The sequence below is a fragment of the Desulfotomaculum sp. OF05-3 genome, assembly GCF_003435535.1.
In the GTDB taxonomy this organism is placed as follows: Bacteria; Bacillota; Clostridia; order Lachnospirales; family Lachnospiraceae; genus Pilosibacter; species Pilosibacter fragilis.
The window spans coordinates 26271-43141 of sequence record NZ_QWGO01000011.1 but is presented as its reverse complement, the minus strand read 5'-3'; the positions used below and the strand labels follow the sequence as shown (position 1 = coordinate 43141).

Here is a 16871-nt window from a genome sequence, read left to right as displayed (position 1 = left end):
TTTCGTCACTTTTACCATACCATTTTTTCACCGATGCCAATAAAAGCATTATTTATAAGCATTTTCCGATGTCAAAAAAGACAGGACATGCCGCGCACGTCCTGCCTTTCACCTGTCTTACCACGTCTCCACCGTCCGCAAAAATTCCTCCATCGAAATCACGCCGGCGCACACAAGATCCGCCAGCTCTTCCCGCATGGTCCGCATCCCCTGTGTCTTCACCACATAATCCTCGATCTCCCACTCCGGCCGGTTTTCCGCAGTCATCTTCTTCAGTTCCCGGTCCATCACAAATATCTCATGAACCGCAGTTCTCCCTTTGTATCCTGTATTCCGACAGAATTCACATCCGCGTCCGCGCCTTGCGCTCCGGATCTTTCTTCCAAACAGCTTCTGCTCCTCATCCGTAAGTTCCACCGTCTCCGCACAGTGCGGACATACCTTTCTCACCAGTCTCTGTGCCGCCATGCCGCATAAACTGTCCGCCGTGAGATACGGCTCGACACCCATATCTGCCATTCTCGTGATTCCGCCCGCCGCGCTTTTCGTGTGCAGAGTCGAGAGCACCAGATGACCGGTGATTGCCGCGCGGACACTGATTTTCGCTGTCTCCGGATCCCTCGTCTCGCCGACCATGATAATATCAGGATCCTGTCTCAAAACGGCACGGAGTCCTGCTTCAAAAGTAATCCCCGCCTGTTCATTCACCTGCATCTGGCTGGTCCCCGGAAGATATCGCTCCACAGGATCCTCGATGGTCACGATATTCACCGGCTGTTTCGCGAGATATTCCAGGATCATATATAATGTGGTAGTCTTTCCGCATCCTGTCGGTCCTGTAAGATACAGGATCCCGCCCGGACTTCTGAGGATCCTCTTCATCTTCTCATAATTTTTCTCACGCATTCCAAAGGTTTTGCCATGATCGATCTCCGTTTTCATATTCAGGAGTCTCAGCACCATCTTCTCGCCAAAGATCGTCGGGACCACGCTGGTCCTCACATCCAGGCAGATCCCGTCGATCATCTCCTTAAAATGCCCGTCCTGCGGCACTCTCTTTTTCGCAATGTCCATTCCGCTGAGGACCTTCGCCCTCGTCACCAACGGCTGATGCATTTCCTTGTCATATTCCCGCACATGGAGCAGCATGCCGTCCAGCCTCATCCGGACAACCATCCGGTCTTCCTGCGGTTCCAGATGAATGTCACTGGCATTTTTCCGGTATCCCAGATTTAAAAGTTCCTCAAGGAGCTTCACCGCAGATCCGGCCTCTGCCCCATAGTTCTCCATCTCCTGGACCTCATTCTTATTTTCCTGTTTTCCTTCTCCGCCTAATATGCCCAACATCCCATTTTCCTCTTTCTATCATAACTCATTCCCCCCTCGCTGACGCAGACGGTTCGTGAGTTGCTGTCTGTACTTCGGATCCGCGGCTGCCGGGGATTGTATCCAGCACCATCTCCGGTCTGCACACTGCCATTCCTCTCATACAGGTCCTTTTTTCCATCCATCACCCGTACCGTGACAAGGACGCGGCCAGACCGGCTCTCTTCCACCTCAATTTCCGGTTTCAGCGTATCGATATGAAACGCGTCCATGGACAGTCCGTCCAGTTCTTCCACTTCCACAGCACCTGTCTCCAGCCGGTCCGCCACATATCTCCATGCCGCGTCCCCAAGCATTTCTGCCTGCTCCTGTGTCCTTGCGTGATCCAGTACCCACACCGCCATCCGCCGCATCGGAAAGATCATAAGGAGCAGCATACTGAAAAGCAGCATGACGATCATAACCTCAACCAGTGTAAACCCCCGTCTATGACCCTTCTCCATCTTTAATCTTTCCTTTCACCTGTCTCTTCTTCCGAAGTCATGGACACCCAGAATCCCGAGACCTGGACGGTTCCGGTATCCGACGTTTCTTCCGCGAAATATCCCGATTCCAGAAATTCTTCTCCATCAACCGCCAGATGGATCTCTGCCGGTTCCCCGTATTCTGCATCTCCCATATGGCGTTCCAGTCTGTTTCCTGCCTCATAAATCTCCCGATACCGTTTCACGGTCTTTGAATAGCCGGAGACACTGAGAAGCATCGCCTCAGCTACCAGAAGAAGGATCAGAAACGCCGTCATCAGCTCCACCAGTGTTGAGCCATTCTCATTCCGTTTCCATCTCTTTTTCATGGCTTTTCCTCCCCACTCCGTTCCGCCGAAGACGGCGTACTCACGAAAACAGGTGCCATGGGGATCAGTCTCGACGCACCTTCCTTCCGGTCATTTACAGTACAGACCGCCTGTAACACAAGTCCTGAACCGTCCTCTTTCCAATAGGAGGAGATGACTGTCTCGATCCTCTTTTTCTCCCCATTTCCAGTCTCTGCCCACACTGCCGCCTCCGTCTCCGGAAGTCCCTCCGGTCCCTGTAATTTTTCAAGGATTCCTGTCGGCTCCTCCTGACACATATTCTCCACAAGGATCTGCACCACCGCCTCGGCTGCCAGCCTCGCTTCCGTTCCAGCAGCAAAGATCAATGCTGAACGATAGCGCCTTGCCCCAGACGAAAAGAGAAGTGAGGTAAATACCGTGACAAACAGCACGGTCACCAGAACCTCCGCCATCACAAATCCTTCGCTCCGGTTCTTTCTCACCGCCACTCCCTCCTTATCGAATACTTCCATACATGTTCCACATCGGCTCCATGATTCCAAGGATCAGGATTCCGGTAAAGATCCCGATCAGCAGGATCATTACCGGTTCCAGCAGGTTCACCAGCTTATTCAGCGCCAGATCTGACTCATGTTCATAGCTTCCCGCGATCCGCTCCAGCATTTTATCCAGGTGACCCGCCTCTTCTCCCGTAACGATCACCGCCGCCAGTTTCTTTTCAAATCCACCACTCTCCCGGATTGCCTCGCTCAAAAGCATTCCGCTGCTCACACGCGCCATGATCGTCCTGATCTCCCGGTCCAGATACCTGTTTCCGATCGTTCCTTCCGTATATTTCAGGCAGGATGTGATCGGAAGTCCACTGGAATAAAGGCTGGACATGTTCTCACAGAATCTTGCCGTACAGATGATCCTTATCTGCCGTCCGACCACCGGAAATTTGCAGATTACCCGGTCATAGCTGTAACGAAACCATACTCTTTCCGTCAGGATCTTCCATCCTGCCAGGATCATAACAGCCGCCACTGGCAGGAAATAGCGGTACGCATACAGAAAATGGCTGATCCCCATGAGGATTCTTGTAAGAAGCGGCAGCGTCACATCCACCAGGAGCGGCTCTAACGTCGGCAGGATCTCCAGAAATACGAACAGCATTAGAAAGATCATCATCAGAACCAGGATCTTCGGATACAAAACCGCGCTGCGGATTTTTCCCTCTGTCCTGTGTTCTTTCTCATAATGGACCGCCAGCCGTGCCGTCGTCCTGACAAGCTGGCCGCTCATCTCCGCTGCCCGGATCATCTGGATCGCCGGTTCCGGAAACCGCCCGGTTTCTTCCATGGCATCCCCGACGGTCTTCCCCTCGGTCATGAACGCTCCCAGTTTTCGACACGCCAGGCAGAACTCCCGGTCGGTATCATCCTGCTTCATGATCTCCAATGTTTCCGGAATTGATAATCCCGACTCCACCAGGACAGAAAACTGCCTGAAAAACTCCGACAGCCTTTCTGCTCCAAGCTTTTTACGCTTTTTCATACAAAGCTTTCCCCCCTATTTCCGTGCTGGGCGTAGTCGCCTGCGGTAAAACAAAACGGCGCAGTTATCCACTGCACCGTGTAAAATCAATATTTTTATGATGTTATTCAATATTTTTATAATGTTATTTTACGGAATCTTACAAAACTTGTCAATGTATTGTCCGCAGACGGTCTACTTTCAATATCTTCGCCGTTGTTTCGCATTCCAAATCGGCAAATCCACTACCACCACTGTATTGTACGACTCATAGCCGCACCACCCGGTCACACACCTTCTCCAGAAGCTCCGGCGAATGGCTCACCGCAATCATCCCCATCTCCCGGCGCTTCAGTTCCTTCAAGACAAAATCCCAGATCTGTCCCTGTGTAATAAGGTCCAGCATCGTCGTCATCTCGTCCGCGATCAGAAGTTCCGTCCGTCGCCCCAACGCTCTCGCAATACAGAATCTCTGAAGCTCGCCGCCGGAGACCTCCACTGGGAACCGGTCTTTCCACTCGTCCCGGATCCCAAGTCCCGCCTCGATCCGTGCCCGCTCGCTGGGATTCTCAAAGGTCCAGTCGCCTTCCTCCAGAACCGTACTCAACCGTCTCTTCGGATTCACCGAGAGTTCCGGATGCTGCCATACCATCTGCACCGGGCAGTAGCCACGAAGCTCAAGAACCGTCATCCCGTCCACAAGAACCTCCCCCGAATCCGGCCTCTCGTACCCCGCCAGAATCTTGCAGAGCGTCGTCTTCCCGTATCCGCTGGGCGCCATGATCCCCACACTCTCTCCGGGTTCCACCGTAAGGTTCACATGATCCAGGATCTGTCTCGTCCCTTTTCCATATTTAAAAGAAATATCTCTCGCTTCCAGCCTCATCTGCCGTATTCCTTTCGCATGTCCTCTAAGATCTCCCCCATATCGCAGAGCTGTTCCCCATCCTTCTTCCAGTTCTTCGGCATGGACCGAAACAGCGCCTTCGTGTACGGATGTTTGAGATTCCTCTCATCCTGAAATGCCGCCGCATCTGTCTCCTCGACGACTCTGCCGCCGTAGAGCACGATGACCCGGTCAGCTGTCAGGAGCGCCAGCTCCAGGTCGTGGGTGATCAGCAGCACGCCTGCCCCATCGTCCGCCATCTCCCGGAAATGTCCCATGACGCGGGTTGCCGCCTCCAGGTGAAGTCCCGGTGTCGGCTCATCCGCGATGACGAGCTTTGGCTTCTCCATCACCGCCGTGGAGATCAGGACACGCCGCGTCATGCCGCCGGAGAGCTGAAATGGGTATTTTCCCCGGATATCCGGGGCTAAGCCATAGCGCTTCAGCACCGCCAGGCATTTTTCCTTCACAGAAACATCCTTTTTCCCGTTCTGGATCTGATCCCCGATCTTCATAAGCGGATCCAGGTAAGAAACGCTCTGGGGCACCAGAACGATCTCATGTCCCCGGAGGCTTTTGACCTTTTTTTCCGTAAGCGGCTCCCCAAGAAACCGTATCTCTCCGTCCATTTCACTGTTGTATGGAAGAATTCCCATGATCGCATGGGCCAGCAGACTTTTTCCCGAACCGCTGGATCCCACCACCGCGACGATCTCACCACTTTTTATTTCCAGGTCCATCTTCTCCACCGCGTGGATCGTCCGCCTGGAAAATCCCCGTTCATACTGGGTGAAGGTGACGGAGAGGTCCTTAACTTCCAAAATTGTATCATTCATCTTCCCCGCCTCCTTACTCATGAACACTGCCCGGATCCAAAAGTCTGCAGAGTTCCTGTCCGATATAATGAAACAGAAGCACGGTCCCAACGAGGAAAAGTCCCGGGAACAGCGCCAGCCACCATTTTCCCATAGCCAGATATTTCATGCTTTCCGAAAGGATAACTCCGACGGCCGGACTCTCGGAAGACAGACCGAAGCCCAGGAACGTGATGCTGGCTTCATGCAGGATCGCATGGGGAAACATGAGCACCAGGCCCGTGATAAACTGCGGAACAAGATTCGGTGCCATATGGGAAAACGCGATGTAAAATTTCCCTTTTCCAAGCTTTTCCGCGATCTTCACATACTGACTCTGCTTCAGCTGCAAGACCTCCCCGCGGATCAGCCGCGCCAGGGATGCCCAGTGGGTAAACGCGATTCCGCAGACAACACCCCAGAATCCACGCCCGCAGGCAAAGGAGATCAGGATCAGAAGCAGCATATGGGGAATTCCCATGACGATATCGATAAGCAGCCGCACCGCACTGTCCACGAACTTTCCGAAGACCGCCGCGCTGAGTCCCAATATAAAGGCCATCACCGCGCTGACTGCCGCCGTCAGAAGTCCGATCCGGATACTCAAAGAAAGTCCCGCAACTGTCCGCACGAACATGTCACGTCCCATCCAGTCCGTTCCAAAAGGATATTGTATACACGGTGCCAGATTTTTTCTCGTAAAATCCGTCCTGATGGCAGCTTCCTGCCAGAAACTTCCGAGCACCGCAATGACCGCTAACAGCACAGCCGCCAGGATCAGAAGCGCGAAGCTCTGTATTCTGCGGTTTTTCTTCATCAGCGCTTCGCCCCCTCTCTGATCCGCGGGTCGATCACGCCGTAGAGAACATTCGCCGCAAGGTTTCCCGCCGCGACGATCACCGCTGTAACCACCGTGATCCCCAGAAGAAGCGGCACATCGCTTCCAAGTCCTGCCGTCACAGCCGCCTGGCCCAATCCCGGATAGGAAAATACCTGTTCTACAAGGACGGAGCCGCCGATGATCTCACTCACCGACGCGAACTGCAGCGTCATGGCCGGCAGAAGAATGTTCCGAAGTCCATGACGACGTAAGATCGACCAGTCCGACTCGCCTCTGGCTCTCGCGAACAGCACATAGTCGCTCTCCATGACCTCGATGAGCTTTTCCCTCGTGTGCAGGGCGATGGAGGAAATTCCCGTGATGCTGAGAGCCACCACCGGGAGAAGCGCATGGCGAATCCTGTCCGCAATGGAGATCTGCCCGGCATCCATGCCGATGGGCACACTGAATCCGATGGGAAACCAGTGAAGCTTCACCGCAAATACCATAAGCAGCACCATTGCCACCCAGAATGCCGGGGTGCTGGCCACAAACAGGGAATATCCCGTCACGATCCGGTCCATGATCCCACCGCGCTTTTTTCCTGCGAGAACGCCGAGGAAAAAGCCAAGAATACCAGAAAACAACCATGCCGTGAATAAAAGCCAGATGGAATTCATGACCTTATCCCCGATGATCTCTGCCACCGGACGGCGATATAAAAGGGATGTTCCCATATTTCCGTAGAGAAAGTCTTTCAGCCAGTTCAGATACCGCTCCACCGGAGGCAGATCTGTTCCCCAGTAGCTTTTCAGCTTTGCGATCTGCTCCGGGCTCATAGAGCCCAGAGCTGTCTGTCCGACATTTGTCTGAAGCGGATCTATGGGTGAGACCGCCAGGAGCCCAAACGCCAGAATGCTCACCAGAAGCACCATCAGACACATCCGCACTGCCTGTCTGCCAATCCACAGACCCGTTTTCTTTATTTCCATGTCCACTGGTCGACATTGTTTACGATCGACCAGCCATGTCCATGTGGGTGAAGCTTCTGCTCTGCCACCTGCAGACCATCCTTCACCCAGTATAAATGATCAATATTTACAAGCCAGATCCACGGAAGGTCACCATCCTGGGTAATTCCAGATGTTCCGTCCCACTGGGCGTTTTTCCAGAGTTCATAGGACTTTTCCAGGTCGCTCTCCGCCAGGGCCTCGTCCATATATCCGTTCACCTTTTCGTTTGCATAAGGGGAATACTCCGCGTATTCCTTTCCCGGTGCCGTGTGGTAAATATTGTAAAGTTCCATCGGTGTGTGGGCGCCCCATCCCCACATAAGCGGTGTGGACTGTGCCCGGTCATAGGCCGTATCCCAGCCGACGCCCTCTGTCGTCACCTTGATTCCGATCTCTTTCAACTGGTTTGCGGTGTCCTCCGCAAGTGCCTGGCGGACGGAATCCCCGGTCGGATAGAGCATGTTGAACTCGGCGCGGACACCGTTTTTCTCCAATATTCCATCACTTCCGGCAAGCCATCCGGCTTCCTTTAAGATTGCTGCCGCCATATCCGGATCATAATCCACCTCCGCTGCCTCATTGTACCACGGCATCTGATCACAGACACTGTAGGCCGCTGTTCCGTATCCGTTCAACACATGCTCGATCATCTCATCCCGGTCGATCGCCAGGTTGATGGCCCGGCGCACATTGATATCGCTGGTGAAATCATTTCCCAGCGGCACTCCGTTCTCATCCGTCTCCCCCGCCGGGATCGCCGGCAGGTTGAAGCCGCGGTTGTCCACGGTCTTGCAGGCCAACAGGGAAAATCCGTCTACGGTCTGATCCGAGTACGCCGCGGAAGTGTAGGCGAGATCCACCTGCCCGGAGAGCGCTGCCGCGTAGGCGGCGTCCTCATCCATAAATAAAACTGTCACCGTCTTCATCTCCGGCTCATCCCCGTAGTAGTCCGGGTTTGCCGTGAGGATCACCTGCTGCCCCTTATCCCACTGTTTCATGATGTAGCGGCCGGAGCCGATCGGATTGGAACCATAGTCCGGTCCATAAGCATGTTCCGGGACGATTCCGGTAATTGCCATCGTATATGGCCATATGGAATACGGGCGGGTCATATCAAATTCCACAGTGGTATTGTCGAGGGCTTTTGCCTCTTCTAACATCGTAAAGTCATTGACAGAACTGGTATCCCGCAGTGTATTGTAGGTAAATGCCACATCCTCCGCTGTCAGCGGTTCCCCGTCCGTAAATTTTACATCGTCCCTGATCGTCACGGTCCATGTCATGCCATCATCACTGACGTTCATATCTGTCGCCAGATCATAACCGATCGTCATATCTGCCTTTGTTACCGTCAGCGTACTCTGGATCAGCGGCTCATGGACATGCTCTCCCGCGCCCCATCCGTATGCCGGGTCAAATCCAACCTCAGGCTCAGATGATGGTCCCATTACAACGATAACAGAATCTTTTTCATTATCCTGCTCTATCCCGGCAGCTGCTTCTGTTTTCTCCGCCTCAGACGACTTTTCCGCGTTGGAGGTTTCTGTTGTTCCCGAACTATTTCCGGCGCAGCCCGCCAGGGAACATACCATAGCAGCAGCGGTCAAAGCCGTCACTATTGTCTTTATTGTTTGTTTTTTCATGAATTTATCCCCGTTTCTATGTTTTTTAGTACCTAAAAATATCCAAAGCCTCACACAACTAAAAATACCAGAAAGAGGCATACTTTCTGTATGCATCAACCTTCCTGGTATTGTATTATTTGTCTCTATAGACTGTGCATCTGGCTCCGATGCCTGCGTCAGTAAATATTTCTCGGTTTAAACCGCCTTGGGCGGGGGACTCTTTTATGAGTATGGGCTTCAGCCACATAATAGTAGTATTATAGTAGACTTTTTTTCAAAAATCAACGTTTTTCCGGTCCATGACCTTGCAGAACGCGATTCCTGCCACCGTGCTGGCGATGGTCGCGAGGAGCGCCGGTCCTGCGATAGCCGCCGGGCTGACACTGCCGTACTGGCTGCGGTAGGCGATCATGTTGATGGGAATGAGCTGGAGTGAGGAAATATTTACGATCAGGAACGTGCACATCTCATTGCTGGCAGTGCCCGACTGTCTCGCCAGACTGCTCTGCCCTGCCGTATTTTTCCTCTTATCCGGCGCTTTTTCCTCCCGTCTCTCATCCTCCAGTTTCCCCAACTCTTCCATCGCCTTTAACCCTGCCGGTGTCGCCGCCCAGCCGAGTCCCAGCATGTTCGCAATCATATTTGTCGCGATATATTTCCCCGCCGGATGTCCGTCCGGGAGATTCGGAAAGAGAAACCGGATCACCGGACGCATCTTCTCCGTCAACGCCTCGATGAGCCCAGCCCGCTCCCCGATCTTTAAGATCCCGCACCAGAACGACATGATCCCAAGCATCGTGACGCCCAGTGTCACTGCCTCTTTCGCCGAATCCAGCAACCCATTCGTCACTGCCCCCATATTTCCATGAAACGCCGCCCAGAAGATCCCGGCTGCCATCATTCCTGCCCAGAGCATATTTAACATAAAAAATCCCGCATTTCTGTCAAAGTCGGCGACGCTTCGGCTGCCTGCACTCGAAGCGCAGATACGCCAAACCACCACCTGAATTTCTTTATCTTATGACAGAAATACGGGATCTATGAACTTTATAAAACTGCTTTCCTGAAAATTTATATTCTGGCTGATTCACATGATCTGCACAACAGCCTCTCTGAATTATTTACTCTCCGCACAGCGCCGCCATAACCTCCGGCACCGTCTCGATCTTCTCACAACGGTATGCATTGCTTCCGCAGAACAGCAGCGCCTCATCAATCTTTCCTTCTGCGGCGTTGATCAGCGCTTTCGTGATGCAATACGGTGTTTCCGCCGGATTACAGTGTTCCAGACACCGGAAGCACCGCTCCACCTTCACCGGTCCCTGAGCAACACGCTCTAAAAACTTATTTTTGATCGCTCTGCCCGGCATTCCAACCGGACTCTTAACGATCACAATGTCTTCCTCTTTCGCGTTGATATATGCCTCTTTGTATGCAATATCCGCGTCACATTCTTCAGTCGTCACAAATCTCGTCGCCGCCTGAACGCCCTCCGCGCCAAGCTCAAACTGGTGCAGAACGTCCTTATGATCAAAAATTCCCCCCGCCGTGATGACCGGGATATGTTTTTTGTACTTCTCCGCAAAGCTTTTCACCGTCTCGATGATTCCGCGGATCTCCTTATCATAAGCCGCTTCATTAAATGTCTCGGCTACATGGTCTGTGTCGGCTCCAAGCTCAGTGAGCTGTTCCCTGGAAAATCCGAGATGACCGCCCGCGCACGGTCCTTCCACTACGACGAAATCCGGTGCTGTGTGGTACTTTCTATCCCACATCCTGCAGATCACAAGAGCAGATTTCACAGAGGAAACGATGGGCGCGATCATGGTACGCCGCTCTTTCTTTTCAGAACCTCCGTTCTCAATCTCCGCCTCCGCGACAAATTTCGGCATGTCGATCGGGAGACCGGCGCCGGAGATGATCACGTCCGCTCCGGCTTTCACCGCCTCTTTCACATAGGACGCGTACTCCTTCGTTGCGACCATGATATTAAAGCCCAGAATTCCCTGGGGCGCTTTGTCCCTGGCTTTCTTAAGCTCGGAATGGATCGCTCTCAGATTCGCCGCCATCGGATTTTTTCCGAAATCCTGATCCTTAAATCCAATCTGGGCTGTGGAAATGATTCCGATTCCTCCCGCCTTCGCGACTGCTCCGGCTAAGGACGAAAGGCTCACGCCGACCCCCATTCCTCCCTGGATCACCGGGTGCTTCGCCACGAGGTTCCCTATTTTTAATGGTTTCAGACCGATTGCTGCCTCCATATTTCCTCCTAAATTATAACTCCCCGTATTTGTTCCATCTCTAACATGACCATATGCTGGTCCGCACGCTGCTGGAGCGCTGCCTAAAATTTCCGGAATCTCTCATACCGGCGCTCTGCTAACGTCTTCCCGTCAAGCTGTGTCCACGCTTCAATGAACTCCTCCATGGCATTCTCCATAGTCTTCGCGATCTCCGGAAGCGTCTCAGGGTCTGCCGGTTCCGGCTCCGGGATCACACGCTCGATAATTCCGAGTTCCTTTAATTCCGCCGCGGTCATCTTCATGACCCGCGCCGCCTCGTCCGCACGCTTGCTGTCCTTCCAGAGGATCGATGCGAAACCTTCCGGGGAGAGAACAGAGTACACCGCATTCTCCATCATCCAGACCTCGTTCGCCACAGCCATGGCAAGCGCTCCGCCGCTTCCGCCCTCTCCGATCACGATGGAGAGCACCGGAACGGTGAGATCTGACATCTCAAAGAGATTTCTCGCGATGGCCTCTCCCTGTCCGCGCTCCTCGGCTTCCAGTCCGCAGAAGGCTCCTGGGGTATCTACAAAGCACACTACCGGGCGTCCAAAGGTCTCTGCCTGCTTCATGAGACGCAGCGCCTTCCGGTATCCGTCCGGGGACGGCATTCCGAAGTTGCGCTTGATGTTGTCCTTTGTATTCTTACCCTTTTCCTGCCCGATCACTGTCACAGGCATTCCGTGGAAGGAAGCGATTCCGCCGACGATGGCACCATCATCTTTGCAGTAACGGTCTCCGTGAAATTCCATGAAATCATCAAAGATCGCACGGATATAATCCGTAGCCACCGGACGGTCCGCCTTTCTGGAAAGCAGGACAGAATCCCATGCGCTGCGGATTGCTCCTGCTGCCTTTCCGGAACCATGATGCGCTCTCTTCGCAGAAGAATTCTGCTCTTTTTCCTCAAAAGCCGCCCTGTCAACTGTGTTTTCCGTTTTCCAGTCCGCAAGACATCCGCTCTCCGGCTTCTTATGAAGCTTTAAGATCATCGCCAGCGTCTCTTTTAATTCCTCACGCTTCACGATCTTATCGACAAAGCCGTGCTCCACAAGGAACTCCGCTCTCTGGAAACCTTCCGGCAGCTTCTGCCCGATGGTCTGCTCGATGACACGGGGTCCCGCAAAACCGATGAGTGCCCCCGGCTCCGCGAGGATGATATCTCCTAACATCGCGAAGCTTGCCGTAACGCCGCCCGTTGTCGGGTCCGTCAGGACACTCACATAAAGCTGTCCCGCCTCATGATGTCTCTTTAAAGCCGCAGAAGTCTTTGCCATCTGCATCAGGGAGACCATGCCCTCCTGCATTCTCGCGCCTCCGGAGCAGGCGAAAAGGATCACCGGAAGCTTTTCCTCCGTGGCGCGCTCCACGGCTCTCGTGATCTTTTCACCCACGTTGTGGCCCATGCTGCTCATCAAAAATCTCGCATCGCAGACACCGACAACGGTCTTCTGTCCGTGGATCGTGCAGGATCCGGTGACGATGGCCTCATTGAGCTGTGATTTTTCACGGGCTGCTGCAAGCTTCTTCTCGTATCCTGGGAAGCTTAACGGATTGGAGACCTGCATGAACTTGTCCCACTCCTCAAAGCTTCCCTCATCCGCGATCATCTCGATCCGGCGGTACGCATGGACACGGAAGTATCCGCCGCACTTCGGGCAGATATAAAAGTTCGCCCTTACATCGTCCGTGTAGATCGGCTTTCCGCATTTATTGCACTTTTTCCACAGCCCGGCAGGAATCACCGGCGCGTCCTCCTCTGCCGTTCTGGCAGATTCCTTTTCTCCCGCACGGTATTTCATATCGATCTTCGTATATGTTTTTTTAAACATATCCCTTAGCATATATAAAAGCTCCTTTCAAGACTGTGAAAATTGCACGTTCAGCCATGCAGTCTTCTTGTTTTCATGTTCCATGAAAACAAGAAGCTCGTGGCGTTCCGCATATACATAGTTAGTCATAAACGTGCTTATGCAAGCAAGCTTGCAACACACGTCTATGCCTAACTATGTGCATGGCTGAACTGGTATAATCCTATTCTTTGGTATACTCCGGAAAATGCGACGGAATGAAGTTTGTATCCACATTTCCCGACTGAAAATCCGGATCGCTTAAAATATCATACTGGAAATCCAGATTCGTATTGATTCCCTCAATGACAAGCTCCCCGAGGGCGCTGCGCATCTTCGCGATGGCGGACTCCCGGTCCTTGTCCCGCACGATCAGCTTTAAGATCATGGAATCATAGTTCGGCGGGATCCGGTAATTGTTGTAGACCGCCGTGTCCACACGGACTCCCCTGCCACCTGGGAGATGGATATCTGTGATCATGCCCGGACATGGCATAAAGTTCTTCTCCGGATTCTCCGCGTTGATCCTGCATTCGATAGCATGGCCAGAGATCTTGATGTCCTCCTGGCTCACGGAGAGCGGTTCCCCCGCAGCGATCCGGATCTGCTCTTTGATGAGGTCCATGTCCGTGACAGCCTCCGTCACCGGATGCTCCACCTGGATCCTCGTATTCATTTCCATAAAATAGAAATTTTTATCTTTATCTAAAAGGAACTCGATGGTTCCCGCATTCTCATATCCGACCGCCTTTGCCGCGCGGACTGCCGTCTCACCCATCTTTTTCCGAAGCTCCCCGGAGATCGCCGCTGACGGGGATTCCTCAAGAACCTTCTGGTGTCTCCTCTGGATCGAGCAGTCGCGCTCACCGAGATGGACCACATTTCCGTAACGGTCGCCTAAGATCTGGAACTCGATGTGGCGCGGATTCTCCACAAACCGCTCGATATACATGGTATTATCGGAAAATCCCTTGACGGATTCCATCTGGGCATTTAAGAAGTTCGCCTCGAAATCTTCCTCCGACCTCGAAACGCGCATTCCCTTTCCGCCGCCGCCGCTGGACGCCTTGATCATCACCGGAAAGCCGACCTCTTTCGCGGTCTTAAGGCCTTCCTCCACAGTGTAGACCGGCTCTTTGCTTCCCGGAACCACAGGAACGCCCGCCGCCATCATAGTTTTTCTCGCCTCGGACTTATTTCCCATCTTGTTAATGATCTCAGCTGACGGTCCGATAAAGCGGATATTGCACTTTTCACAGAGCTCCGCGAAGCGGGCATTCTCGGACAAAAATCCGAAGCCCGGGTGGATAGCATCTGCCTTCATGACAACGCATGCGGTTAAGATCCGCTCCATATCGAGATAGCTCTCCGTGGACGGCGCCGGTCCGATACAGATCGCCTCGTCCGCAAGAAGTGTGTGCAGTGCGTCCCGGTCCGCCTCGGAGTAGACGGCAACCGTCTTGATCCCCATCTCCCGGCATGCCCGGATGATCCGAACGGCGATCTCGCCGCGGTTTGCGATTAAAATCTTCTGAAACATCTCTTCACCAGTCCTAACCGATCATAAATGTGAGTTCCGCAGATACCGCGACTTTGCCGTCCACGGTAGCGACCGCCTTTCCAACACCGACCGGTCCTTTCTGCTTGATGATCTCGCATTCCAGACGGAGCTTGTCGCCCGGAACTACTTTCTTCTTAAACTTTACATTATTCATTGCGCCGAAATACGCAGTCTTTCCTTTGTTTTCCTCAACGCTTAAGATCGCGACAGCACCTGTCTGTGCCAGCGCCTCAACGATCAGGACGCCCGGCATGACCGGCTCCTGCGGAAAATGGCCCGCGAAATACGGCTCATTGTATGTCACAGATTTATATCCGACGGCTCTCACGCCCGGCTCCAGCTCCTCCACACAATCCACGAGAAGAAACGGATGTCTGTGGGGAATGATTTCCTGAATTTCTTTGATTCCTAACATAATTTTTATCCTCTATCCAATCTTTCACAGCCCGCGCGGCAATGCGCGGGCCGCCAAACGGTTATCTTTATAATTAACGAATCCGGAATAACGGCTGACCATACTCAACCGTCTCCTCGTTCTTCACAAGGATCTCCTCTACGATTCCGTCATACTCGCTCTCGATCTCATTCATCAGCTTCATGGCTTCCACGATTCCGATGACCTGACCTTTTTTCACGGTATCTCCGACTTTTACATAGTCCTCTGCGTCCGGTGCCGGGGAGGAATAGAACGTACCCACAAGTGGACAGGTGATCACTTTCTCGGAGATTCCGGAAATTTTCTTTTCCGCATTTTCACCGGAGACCTGCTCCATAGCGGTCACATCCGCGGTCTGGATCATGGAACCCTGTCCCGGGACCTGCATAACGACCGGTGTCTGCGCCGCCGCAACGATTTTCTTTTCCCGCTTCATGCTCAGTTTCCAGTCGCCTTCCTCAAGCTCGAAGCCGGTCATGCCGTTCTCTGACATTGCCTTCATTAATTCAATGATCTCTTTTACTTCCATCGCCGTTCTCCTTACTCCTCAAACTTTCTGACAAGCAGGCACGCATTGTGTCCGCCGAATCCCAGAGAGTTCGTCAAAACTGTCTTTACTTCCATGGAAACGCCGTCGCCCTTTGTGTAGTCAAGATCGCATTCCGGATCGTCTACTTTTAAGCCTGCTGTGGCATGAACGAAGCCGTCCTCGATGGATTTTACACAGTCGATGAACTCAACGCCGCCGGCAGCGCCTAAGAGGTGTCCGATCATGGATTTTGTGGAGTTGATCTTTACTTTATATGCATGGTCGCCAAGCGCAAGCTTGATGGCCTTTGTCTCGAATAAATCGTTGTGGTGGGTCGCTGTTCCGTGGGCATTGATGTAATCGATGTCCTCCGGCTTCATTCCCGCGTCAGCAATTGCGTATTCCATTGCCTTTGCGGCACCGCTTCCGTCCTCCGCCGGAGAAGTAATGTGATAAGCATCGCCTGTCGCGCCGTATCCGGCTAACTCCGCGTAGATCTTCGCTCCGCGGGCTTTTGCATGTTCTAATTCCTCTAATACAACGACACCTGCGCCCTCGCCCATGACGAAACCGTTTCTCTCAAGATCGAACGGAATGGAGGCGCGCTCCGGATCCTCAGAGGTGGAAAGAGCGGTAAGTCCGGAGAATCCCGCAACGCCTAACGGTGTGATGCAGCTCTCAGTTCCGCCTGCGACCATGACCTCCGCCTCGCCGTGCTGGATCGCACGCATCGCCTCACCGATGGAGTTCGTACCGGACGCGCATGCTGTCACGACGTTGATGTTCTTTCCCTTTAAGCCAAACTGGATGGACACGTTTCCTGCTGCCATGTTGCTGATCATGAGCGGCACCAGAAGCGGATTTACGCGGTTCGGTCCTTTTTCCAGAAGCTTCTTATATTCCTTCTCGATGATCTGTAAGCTTCCGATACCGGAGCTCACACAGACACCGACACGGAACGGATCTTCCTTTGTCATGTCGAGGGAAGAATCCTCCAGCGCCTGACGGGCTGCCGCTACCGCAAACTGTGCGAAACGCTCCATTCTTCTTGCCGCCTTCGGATCCATATAGTCCTTCGGCTCGAAGTCCTTGACCTCTGCCGCGAGCTTTGCTTTATAATCGGTCGTGTCAAAATAGGTGATCGGTCCAAATCCGAGTTTCTTCTCTTTTAATCCGTTCCAAAATGTCTCAACATCGTTTCCGATCGGGGTGATCGCGCCCATTCCTGTTACTACAACTCTTCTCATGCTTTTCGTTCTCCTGTTCTAATTATGCTATCATCCACGCCCCGCGCAGATGATAACCGAAACATCCGCTGTCCGGCTGTGTGGCCGGA

General features: G+C 53.1%; 17 protein-coding genes. All 17 read right to left on the bottom strand.

The genetic code is table 11. The features are described 5' to 3' along the window. Positions 1-117: 117 nt before the first annotated feature. The 17 genes from DXA87_RS07870 to fabF all read right to left on the bottom strand — a co-directional run bounded on the left by DXA87_RS07870 (position 118) and on the right by fabF (position 16782). Complete coding sequence (locus tag DXA87_RS07870) at positions 118-1347, bottom strand: GspE/PulE family protein (RefSeq protein ID WP_117503761.1); 1230 nt, start codon at positions 1345-1347, stop codon at positions 118-120. After that, entirely contained in the window at positions 1332-1829 is a 498-nt protein-coding gene (locus DXA87_RS07865) for a prepilin-type N-terminal cleavage/methylation domain-containing protein (RefSeq protein ID WP_117483886.1), read from the bottom strand. The genes DXA87_RS07870 and DXA87_RS07865 overlap by 16 nt, the downstream gene beginning before the upstream one ends. A gap of 2 nt (positions 1830-1831) precedes the next feature. Beyond that, positions 1832-2179, bottom strand: a complete 348-nt coding sequence (locus DXA87_RS07860; protein ID WP_117503760.1) for a type II secretion system protein — start codon at positions 2177-2179, stop codon at positions 1832-1834. Next, entirely contained in the window at positions 2176-2643 is a 468-nt protein-coding gene (locus tag DXA87_RS07855; protein WP_147326519.1) for a hypothetical protein, read from the bottom strand. Before DXA87_RS07855 ends, DXA87_RS07860 begins: the two co-directional genes overlap by 4 nt. A gap of 13 nt (positions 2644-2656) precedes the next feature. Beyond that, the gene (locus tag DXA87_RS07850; RefSeq protein ID WP_117503758.1) at positions 2657-3697 is read right to left on the bottom strand and encodes a type II secretion system F family protein; all 1041 of its coding nucleotides are present in this window, start codon (positions 3695-3697) and stop codon (positions 2657-2659) included. 247 nt (positions 3698-3944) lie between these two features. Continuing rightward, positions 3945-4562 (bottom strand): ATP-binding cassette domain-containing protein, encoded by a 618-nt coding sequence (locus DXA87_RS07845; protein WP_117503757.1) that lies wholly within the window; start codon positions 4560-4562, stop codon positions 3945-3947. Further along, positions 4559-5398 carry an ABC transporter ATP-binding protein gene (locus DXA87_RS07840; RefSeq protein WP_117503756.1) on the bottom strand — a complete coding sequence of 280 codons (840 nt, stop codon included), beginning with the start codon at positions 5396-5398 and terminating at the stop codon, positions 4559-4561. Before DXA87_RS07840 ends, DXA87_RS07845 begins: the two co-directional genes overlap by 4 nt. 13 nt (positions 5399-5411) lie before the next feature. After that, a complete protein-coding gene (locus tag DXA87_RS07835) occupies positions 5412-6233 on the bottom strand; it encodes an ABC transporter permease (RefSeq protein ID WP_117469946.1) in 822 nt (273 codons plus the stop codon). Continuing rightward, positions 6233-7228, bottom strand: coding sequence for an ABC transporter permease (locus tag DXA87_RS07830; RefSeq protein ID WP_117503755.1), 996 nt, complete (start codon positions 7226-7228; stop codon positions 6233-6235). Before DXA87_RS07830 ends, DXA87_RS07835 begins: the two co-directional genes overlap by 1 nt. Then, positions 7219-8892 carry an ABC transporter substrate-binding protein gene (locus DXA87_RS07825; protein WP_117503754.1) on the bottom strand — a complete coding sequence of 558 codons (1674 nt, stop codon included), beginning with the start codon at positions 8890-8892 and terminating at the stop codon, positions 7219-7221. The genes DXA87_RS07830 and DXA87_RS07825 overlap by 10 nt, the downstream gene beginning before the upstream one ends. 256 nt (positions 8893-9148) lie before the next feature. Then, on the bottom strand, positions 9149-9799 hold the full coding sequence (locus DXA87_RS07820) for a nucleoside recognition protein (RefSeq protein ID WP_117483946.1): 651 nt from the start codon (positions 9797-9799) through the stop codon (positions 9149-9151). Between the two features lie 196 nt (positions 9800-9995). After that, positions 9996-11135, bottom strand: coding sequence for a nitronate monooxygenase family protein (locus tag DXA87_RS07815; RefSeq protein WP_117483880.1), 1140 nt, complete (start codon positions 11133-11135; stop codon positions 9996-9998). Between the two features lie 83 nt (positions 11136-11218). Next, positions 11219-13003, bottom strand: a complete 1785-nt coding sequence (locus DXA87_RS07810; RefSeq protein ID WP_117503753.1) for an acetyl-CoA carboxylase carboxyltransferase subunit alpha — start codon at positions 13001-13003, stop codon at positions 11219-11221. A gap of 190 nt (positions 13004-13193) precedes the next feature. Continuing rightward, positions 13194-14549 carry an acetyl-CoA carboxylase biotin carboxylase subunit gene (locus tag DXA87_RS07805; RefSeq protein WP_117503752.1) on the bottom strand — a complete coding sequence of 452 codons (1356 nt, stop codon included), beginning with the start codon at positions 14547-14549 and terminating at the stop codon, positions 13194-13196. A 13-nt stretch (positions 14550-14562) separates the two neighbouring features. Beyond that, positions 14563-14985, bottom strand: a complete 423-nt coding sequence (gene fabZ, locus DXA87_RS07800; RefSeq protein WP_015553938.1) for a 3-hydroxyacyl-ACP dehydratase FabZ — start codon at positions 14983-14985, stop codon at positions 14563-14565. 73 nt (positions 14986-15058) lie between these two features. Then, positions 15059-15535 carry an acetyl-CoA carboxylase biotin carboxyl carrier protein gene (accB, locus tag DXA87_RS07795; protein WP_015553937.1) on the bottom strand — a complete coding sequence of 159 codons (477 nt, stop codon included), beginning with the start codon at positions 15533-15535 and terminating at the stop codon, positions 15059-15061. Between the two features lie 11 nt (positions 15536-15546). After that, entirely contained in the window at positions 15547-16782 is a 1236-nt protein-coding gene (gene fabF, locus DXA87_RS07790; RefSeq protein ID WP_117472176.1) for a beta-ketoacyl-ACP synthase II, read from the bottom strand. Positions 16783-16871 lie beyond the last annotated feature (89 nt).

Coding starts and splice junctions, on each gene's coding strand:
- DXA87_RS07830 (WP_117503755.1), bottom strand. CDS start 7,228: ATGGAAATAAAGAAAACGGGTCTGTGGATTGGCAGACAGGCAGTGCGG.
- DXA87_RS07845 (WP_117503757.1), bottom strand. CDS start 4,562: ATGAGGCTGGAAGCGAGAGATATTTCTTTTAAATATGGAAAAGGGACG.
- DXA87_RS07850 (WP_117503758.1), bottom strand. CDS start 3,697: ATGAAAAAGCGTAAAAAGCTTGGAGCAGAAAGGCTGTCGGAGTTTTTC.
- accB (WP_015553937.1), bottom strand. CDS start 15,535: ATGGAAGTAAAAGAGATCATTGAATTAATGAAGGCAATGTCAGAGAAC.
- DXA87_RS07805 (WP_117503752.1), bottom strand. CDS start 14,549: ATGTTTCAGAAGATTTTAATCGCAAACCGCGGCGAGATCGCCGTTCGG.
- DXA87_RS07825 (WP_117503754.1), bottom strand. CDS start 8,892: ATGAAAAAACAAACAATAAAGACAATAGTGACGGCTTTGACCGCTGCT.
- fabZ (WP_015553938.1), bottom strand. CDS start 14,985: ATGTTAGGAATCAAAGAAATTCAGGAAATCATTCCCCACAGACATCCG.
- DXA87_RS07810 (WP_117503753.1), bottom strand. CDS start 13,003: ATGCTAAGGGATATGTTTAAAAAAACATATACGAAGATCGATATGAAA.
- DXA87_RS07870 (WP_117503761.1), bottom strand. CDS start 1,347: ATGTTGGGCATATTAGGCGGAGAAGGAAAACAGGAAAATAAGAATGAG.
- DXA87_RS07835 (WP_117469946.1), bottom strand. CDS start 6,233: ATGAAGAAAAACCGCAGAATACAGAGCTTCGCGCTTCTGATCCTGGCG.
- fabF (WP_117472176.1), bottom strand. CDS start 16,782: ATGAGAAGAGTTGTAGTAACAGGAATGGGCGCGATCACCCCGATCGGA.
- DXA87_RS07840 (WP_117503756.1), bottom strand. CDS start 5,398: ATGAATGATACAATTTTGGAAGTTAAGGACCTCTCCGTCACCTTCACC.
- DXA87_RS07820 (WP_117483946.1), bottom strand. CDS start 9,799: ATGTTAAATATGCTCTGGGCAGGAATGATGGCAGCCGGGATCTTCTGG.
- DXA87_RS07860 (WP_117503760.1), bottom strand. CDS start 2,179: ATGAAAAAGAGATGGAAACGGAATGAGAATGGCTCAACACTGGTGGAG.
- DXA87_RS07865 (WP_117483886.1), bottom strand. CDS start 1,829: ATGGAGAAGGGTCATAGACGGGGGTTTACACTGGTTGAGGTTATGATC.
- DXA87_RS07815 (WP_117483880.1), bottom strand. CDS start 11,135: ATGGAGGCAGCAATCGGTCTGAAACCATTAAAAATAGGGAACCTCGTG.